The following is a 1,543-nucleotide window of genomic DNA, read 5'->3' as shown; positions in this document are numbered from 1 at the left end:
TGTTGCCGGAAAACGGCAAGAAAAATTGCAAGGAATGCGGTTTGGCCACCTGTTTTGCTTTTGCTATGAAATTGGCCAACGCCGGAATCACTCTGGATAAGTGCACTTACCTTTCCGCCGAAGTTCGGCTGCAGCTGGAAGACATGCTGCAGCCGCCAATCAGGCAGGTTTTTATCGGTACAGGCGCTCGGCAAGTGGCTATTGGGGAAGAGGAAGTCATGTTTCGTCACCAGAAGACATTTTTCCGTGCTCCCGGCATGGCATTGTTGATTGCGGACGGGGAGGATGAGGAGTCTTGCTCCGCCAAGATTGCCAAGATTGGTTGGCAGTTTGAAAGGCTTGACAAGCTTTCTCGTTTTGATCTAGTCGCTCTAAGCCATACGAGCACCGACGGTGGAAAGTATCTGCAGTTGGTGCAGAAGGTAATGGCTGAGACTGACGCCGGGCTGATTCTGCTGGCGGCAGAGCCTGAAGTTTTATTGTCGGCTTATGAGGCAAGCAAGTCCAGAAACCCGCTTGTTTGCGTTACTGACGGCAATTATGCGCAAGTTGTTCCTCACTTGGCCAAAAGTGCAGTAGTCTGCGCCAGTGCGGACGGCTTGGATAATCTAGCGAATTTAGTCGGCAAGCTGAAGGAAGCCGGTCTGGAAAATCTTGTGCTCGATCCTGGTTCCGGCAGCTTGGTTGAGCTTGTGCGGGATCAGACTATGATCCGCCGAGCTGCTCTGCTTCATAAATTCAGGCCTTTTGGTTTCCCGACCTTGTTCCTAGCTGCCAGAGTAACATCTGACCTAGAACAGCAAATGTTGCTGGCTGTCGCAGGCGTAGCTAAGTACGCCGGTATTATTGTGCTGGATGATATCTCATCCGAAAATTTTCAGGTATTACTGACGGTGCGTCAGAACATTTATACCGACCCGCGCGTGCCGCCTGCTGTGGAAAGCAAAGTCTATGGTTTTAACGAAGCTGATGAGAGCGCCGCGGTGTTAGTCACCACCAATTTTGCCCTGACATATTACGCTGTGGCCGGCGAAGTTGAAAACAGCAAACTGCCAGTTTTCCTGTGCTGCCAAGATACCGGCGGCTTGTGTGTTCTGGCAGCCTGGTCAACAGGCACCTTTGGCCCGGAAACAATCGCGGAAATGGTTAAAAAGCAGGCCTTGGCCGATAAGGTGACTCACAAGCAGTTGGTTCTTCCCGGGTATGTCGCTCGCATCAAAGGCGATTTGGAAGAAGAATTGCCAGACTGGGAAATTCTTGTGGGACCAAGGGAAGCGGTCGACATACCTAATTACCTGAATGAGTTGAAAAAGCGTCGGGAGAATGTAGCATAAGACTGCTTAGTTATTTCTAAGGAATCGCCCATGCGCCGCGGCGCACCACGTCGCATGAAAATTGTGTCGCAATACGCTATACTCTTGTCTGCCACGGGTCTGCACAGAGGCCGGTGTTTCTCTGGTGCAAGAAGCCCGCGAAGGAGTCTGAGCCCAGCACCTTTCAGCACCACGAACTGTCGCCCCCACCTGGGGAGCACACAAGGGAG

General features: G+C 52.0%; 1 protein-coding gene. It reads left to right on the top strand.

The features are described 5' to 3' along the window. A partial coding sequence (acsC, locus tag HW443_RS11135; protein WP_176238217.1) for an acetyl-CoA decarbonylase/synthase complex subunit gamma occupies positions 1-1,334 on the top strand: 1,334 nt, incomplete at its 5' end. Between the last annotated feature and the right edge of the window lie 209 nt (positions 1,335-1,543).

The organism is Candidatus Hakubella thermalkaliphila, assembly GCF_013281975.1.
GTDB classification, from domain to species: domain Bacteria; phylum Actinomycetota; class Humimicrobiia; order Hakubellales; family Hakubellaceae; genus Hakubella; species Hakubella thermalkaliphila.
Note: the sequence above shows the minus strand (reverse complement) of the source record. Positions and strands in the feature narration are given on the sequence as shown.